Genomic DNA, 5,294 nt, shown 5'->3' with positions numbered 1-5,294 from the left:
CGTCGATAGTGTGGTGTTAGCGAATCGGAGCGGGTTACAGATCGATCGTCAACATGCGCTGATGTACGTAGGACTGGAAGCTGTCGCGATCGTCTTATTATCTGCGGTGCAAAAGGGATTAGTTATCAGTCAATCGTTACTGCGAGTACTGCTAGCGCAACGCGTCAATGAATCGATTCTTGAAAAAGCCTTGACATTGGATCTGGCACATTTTGAAGATTCTGAATTTTACGACAAGATGAGTCAGGCGCGATCGCAAGCCTCCAGCCGTCCGTTATCGCTGATTACGCGCACGTTTGGGCTGTGTCAGTCCGCATTGACCCTGATTACTTTTAGCGGCTTGCTATGGCGATTTTCGGGGTGGGCGGTGGTGGTGCTGATTGTGGCAGCAATTCCAGCGTTTATTGCTGAGACGCGGTTTTCCGAACATGCCTTCCGGTTGTTTCGCTGGCGATCGCCCGAAACTCGCCAGCAACATTATTTAGAGACATTACTAGCACGCGAAGATTATGCCAAAGAGGTGCAACTCTATCAGCTCGGTGACATGCTGTTGCAGCGGTACCGCAATATCTTCAATATGCTTTATAAGGAAGATCGCAATCTAACGATTAAAAAAGGCATTTGGGGCTATTTATTAGGCTTGCTGAGTACGATCGCATTTTATGGAGCTTATGCATGGATTATCATCGAAGCGATCGCGGGCATTATTACCTTGGGTGAAATGACGATGTATTTGATTGTTTTCAGACAGGGACAATCTACTTTTGCATCGGCTCTAACTTCGATCGGGGGCATGTATGAAGATAATCTATATTTAGCCAATCTCTACGAGTTTTTAGACCAACCGATGCCCCAATCGCAAGGTCGCATTACACGCGGAAATGTGCGAGATGGGATTCGCTTTGAGAATGTTTCGTTTAGTTATCCTGGTAGCAATCGACCAGTTTTAAATAATATCTCACTGCATCTGCCACTCGGTGAAAAACTCGCGATCGTTGGTGAAAATGGTTCGGGAAAAACTACCCTAATCAAGCTATTAACCAACCTATATACGCCCACCAGCGGCAGAATTTTACTCGATGGTGTCGATCTAAGAGATTGGGATGTCGATGTATTGAGACGCAGAATTGGGGTAATCTTTCAGAACTTCGTTCAATATCAATTTACAGTCGGGGAAAATGTGGGTGTGGGCGATGTCGAACATCTCGACGATCGCAAAGAATGGGACATCGCGGCTAATAAAGGGATGGCAAAACCCTTTATCGACACCCTCCCTGAAAAATTCGATACCCAGTTAGGTAAATGGTTTAAAGGCGGTCAAGAATTATCCGGCGGACAATGGCAAAAAATTGCTCTAGCGCGAGCATTTATGCGATCGGATGCAGATATTTTGATCCTCGACGAACCGACTGCGGCGATGGATGCCGAGGCGGAAATGAATATTTTCAATCATTTTCGATCGCTCACTCAAGATCGAATGGTAGTCTTGATTTCGCATCGGTTTTCGACGGTGCGAATGGCAGATAAAATTGTGGTGATGGCAAGTGGAGAAATTATCGAGCAAGGTTCGCACGCGCAGCTACTCCAAGCTGGCGGACGTTACGCTCATTTGTTCTCGCTTCAAGCCGCAGGTTATCAGTAAGTTGATAATTGATAATTGATAATTGCTAATTGATATAGCTAAGATTTTTAGGACGTTTTTTTGTTAGTCCGCGCAGCGGCTCGCAACCGGGAGGTTTCCTCCCGGATTATGCGAGACAAGACAGGCGGACTTTGCATCACCAGCGGCTGCTTGGTGCAACACATGCGGAGGAAACCTCCGCGTGATTGCATCCGTGATTTCAATCGCTGTGTCCTAATAGCCTTGGCGACTGCTATAACTAGTAAATGTCCCCGATTTCTCAAGGAGATCGGGGACATTGTGTTAATGCTCGGTATTTAATATTCGGGACTAGATCGACTATCGATTAATTTAACGATTGCGACGGATGCTGTTAATGACAGTCGTGCCGTTGTTTTGAATAGTTGTGTTGCGATTACCTTGGACATCAACAGCTTGAGTATTAGAGACAGCAGTACCAGTGCTGCTAGTAGTGCGCCGACCAGTTTGGGAATTGCTGACGCCAGTGGTGTTATTTTGGTAAGTACTGTTACGATCGCCAGTGATAATCGCGCTTTGATTGCTGTCAACAACAGTTGCAGTATCGGCATGAGCGGGGAGCGATAAACCGATGGAAACGAAGCTTAAACCGACGACGAGAATAGATTTGAAGTTCATGATTTAGATTTCTATTGAGTAAGTGAGTTAATTACAATTGAAAAATGTTGAGATAGGCGATCGCAAATGAAGTGTTTTGCAACCGCACTAAGGATGATTAGCGAGTGCGGCGGATAGTGTTAATGACAGTCGTACCGTTGTTTTGAATAGTGTTGTTGCGGTTGCCTTGGACATCAACAGCCTGAGTGTTTGAAGCCGCAGTACCAGTGCTGCTAGTAGTGCGCCGACCAGTTTGTGAATTGCTGACGTCAGTGGTGTTATTTTGGTAAGTGCTGTTGCGATCGCCAGTGATAATTGCGCTTTGATTGCTATCAACAACAGTTGCGGTATCAGCATGAGCGGGGAGCGATAAACCGATGGAAACAAAGCTGAGACCGACAACGAGGATAGATTTGAAGTTCACGATCGAATATTCCTAATGAGTGAGTTATTAAAGATTTACTTACACTTGAGACTACAAATCTTTTTGATTAATTCCGTAAAACTTCGAGATATAATTTCAACTTTAATCTGAGTTTTGGCGGTGTTAACTAGAGTGTTTATTGTGTCTGTTGCGCTCGTACTGATAACTACAGATCGAGATATTCACTTTCCAGAAATATTGCTAGCTAAAATTAGAATTATCCTTAAATCGTGGTGAAATCCTTGCGGTGATAGGGATTATTTGTATCGATCGATTGAGAATATTGCAGATTTTGTCGTGAGGCTAAAAGTTTTCACTAATAACAGCACACTTTTGGCAATCGCTGTTTGCGATAGATCGCTGCTCGTTAACACTACTGTATTATGATTACCTGAGTTAATGAAGGTCGAGATCGTGAAATATCCACTAATTCTAATTTGCCTTACGACGATCGGACTATCTGCAAATATCGCTACTGCTAAAAGTAGTGCCCAAGTAAAACGCATCGCCCAAAGTGTTACCGTCTCGATCGAGAACCAGCAGATCCAAGAAGTCGGATCGGGATTTATCATTCAGCGGCAAGGCAATCTTTATACGATCGTCACCAATCGGCATGTTGTTTGCAAGATTACGAATACCCAACAGTGTGCTACTCCGCCCGCAGCCGCCAGCTATATCATCACAACTCCTGACGGCCAAAAACATCCAGTTGCGGCTCCAGCAGTCAAGATTTTGGGTGCGGATGTGGATTTGGCGATCGTCCAGTTCCGCAGTCCTAAACAATACGCGATCGCTCAAATCGATACTTCCGCCAGTCTCAAAGCGGATGATGTCATCTATACCGCTGGCTTTCCCGCGACCAAACCAGGATTTCAGTTCAATGACGGTCAAGCATTGGTTGTCGTTAGGAATAGAATGCCTGAAGATCGGGGCGGGTATACGATCGGTTATGATGCGATGACGTTGCCAGGAATGAGTGGCAGTGCCGTCTTCGATCGCGAAGGGCGCGTCGTTGCCATTCACGGACAAGGCGATCGCTATCGCAACAAAGCGACACTCGTTGCTTTTGATAATGGTCAAGAAGGCATGAAAGTCGGTATCAATCGGGGGATTCCGGTCGAGATTTTAATACGCGCACTCCAGCAGATTGGCGTCAATATTGGTAGCGTGCCGCTTGCTGCTGTCGATAGTCAGACTAATGCTGATGAATATGTCCTCAGAGGCTATAGTAAGTGGATCGAGTCTAATGATGATACCGATCCGAGTGAGATCGGATCCAAACGGCGGGCGGCGATTCAATTTTACGATCGGGCGATCGCCTTAAATCCCAAACAAGCAAAAGCTCATCTCTTGCGGGGGTTTGCGTACTTGCAGTTGCAAGAGTTTGACAAAGTAATGCCAGACTACGATCTGGCGATCGCCAATAATGCCAAATATGCGATGGCTTATTACGCCCGAGGCAATTTTAAACTAGTCAAACTGAAAAATTTTGCCAGCGCACGCTCCGACTACGATCGAGCGATCGCGCTCAAACCGACATTCTCGGGCGTATATCTCAATCGCGGCGATGCCAAACTCCGCATGGGCGATTTTCAGGGCGCGCTGGTAGATACAGATCGGGCGATTTCGATCGAGCCAGACAATCCGACTTATTATGCATTGAGAGTGTTAGTCAAACTAAAACTCAACGATCGATCGGGTGCCACAGCCGATCTCGATCGGATCCTCAAAGTCGATCTCGATGCCACTGGTGTCCCGCGCAGTCCGGCGAGTTACTACTTCAGCGGCACTTTGAAAAAGAATTTCTTTGAAGATCGATCGGGCGCGCTCGAAGATTTAGGGCGGGCGAGAGACATGTGCCAGGAATTAGAGATCGCCGATGGTTCGCTCGTCAACGCGATCGAGGTGCAACTCGCCGAATTAGGGGTAACGAATCGGTTTAAATAAGGTTGTCGATCTGGGTAAATTTATTTGCTTAAAATTCTGGCGATCGCTCGAACAATGCAAGCGATCGCCTTCTTAATTGAGTAGCTAAATACTAGCGACTGCGACGTTGGTAATTGCGAATCGTTGCTTGGTTGCTTTGATTAGTCGTATTGTTATCGCCAGCAACATCGATCGCTTGATTGTTAGTTACCACATTACCAGTGCTGCTAGTGGTTCTGCGACCAGTTTGAGCGTTGCGTACCGAAGTAATGTTGGTTTGATTGGTGGTGTTGCCATTGCCAGTGACAATTGCGCTTTGATTGTTGCTGACGACTGTAGCGGTATCAGCATGAGCGGGCAATGATAAACCGAGTGTAGCAAAGCCAAGAGCGAATACGAGTAGAGATTTGAAGTTCATCATTTAACAATTGCAAGGAGAGATCGATCGTAATTAATTAACACTCAAAACAACAAAACTTTGGCGATCGCCAAGATCGAACTTTGAGATCTAATTTCAACTTTAGCCTGAGTTTGATGGCGCGAACTATGGTTTGAAGTTTGTGTCTGGTGCGTTCGTATCGATAACTACATTCCGTCAGATGGATTTTCCAGGAATATACCCGTAAAAACACCGATCTTTCGTCAGATTGCAGTACTGCCACCGATTGTGTCTTGACGCGCTCGACC

At 46.0% G+C, this 5,294-nt stretch carries 6 protein-coding genes; 2 read left to right on the top strand and 4 right to left on the bottom strand.

Annotated features, from left to right (window positions below):
- A partial coding sequence (locus RMO84_RS17065) for an ABC transporter ATP-binding protein (RefSeq protein ID WP_310489634.1) occupies positions 1–1,642 on the top strand: 1,642 nt, incomplete at its 5' end.
- Positions 1,643–1,972: 330 nt separating this feature from the next.
- On the opposite strand, the gene RMO84_RS17060 is transcribed toward RMO84_RS17065, so the two are convergent.
- Positions 1,973–2,278 carry a hypothetical protein gene (locus tag RMO84_RS17060; protein ID WP_310489633.1) on the bottom strand — a complete coding sequence of 102 codons (306 nt, stop codon included), beginning with the start codon at positions 2,276–2,278 and terminating at the stop codon, positions 1,973–1,975.
- 97 nt (positions 2,279–2,375) lie between these two features.
- Positions 2,376–2,681 carry a hypothetical protein gene (locus tag RMO84_RS17055; protein ID WP_310489632.1) on the bottom strand — a complete coding sequence of 102 codons (306 nt, stop codon included), beginning with the start codon at positions 2,679–2,681 and terminating at the stop codon, positions 2,376–2,378.
- Positions 2,682–3,095: 414 nt separating this feature from the next.
- On the opposite strand from RMO84_RS17055, the gene RMO84_RS17050 reads away from it, so the two are divergent.
- Complete coding sequence (locus RMO84_RS17050) at positions 3,096–4,628, top strand: trypsin-like peptidase domain-containing protein (protein WP_310489631.1); 1,533 nt, start codon at positions 3,096–3,098, stop codon at positions 4,626–4,628.
- A 91-nt stretch (positions 4,629–4,719) separates the two neighbouring features.
- On the opposite strand, the gene RMO84_RS17045 is transcribed toward RMO84_RS17050, so the two are convergent.
- Complete coding sequence (locus RMO84_RS17045) at positions 4,720–5,028, bottom strand: hypothetical protein (RefSeq protein ID WP_310489630.1); 309 nt, start codon at positions 5,026–5,028, stop codon at positions 4,720–4,722.
- A 34-nt stretch (positions 5,029–5,062) separates the two neighbouring features.
- Positions 5,063–5,294 (bottom strand): hypothetical protein (locus RMO84_RS17040; protein WP_310489629.1); only part of this gene is annotated, 232 nt, incomplete at its 5' end.

Origin of the sequence: Chamaesiphon sp. VAR_69_metabat_338 (assembly GCF_031423935.1) — a bacterium.
Taxonomy (GTDB): domain Bacteria; phylum Cyanobacteriota; class Cyanobacteriia; order Cyanobacteriales; family Chamaesiphonaceae; genus Chamaesiphon.
This window is presented reverse-complemented; position numbering and strand designations above follow the sequence as displayed.

Coding starts and splice junctions, on each gene's coding strand:
- RMO84_RS17060 (WP_310489633.1), bottom strand. CDS start 2,278: ATGAACTTCAAATCTATTCTCGTCGTCGGTTTAAGCTTCGTTTCCATC.
- RMO84_RS17045 (WP_310489630.1), bottom strand. CDS start 5,028: ATGATGAACTTCAAATCTCTACTCGTATTCGCTCTTGGCTTTGCTACA.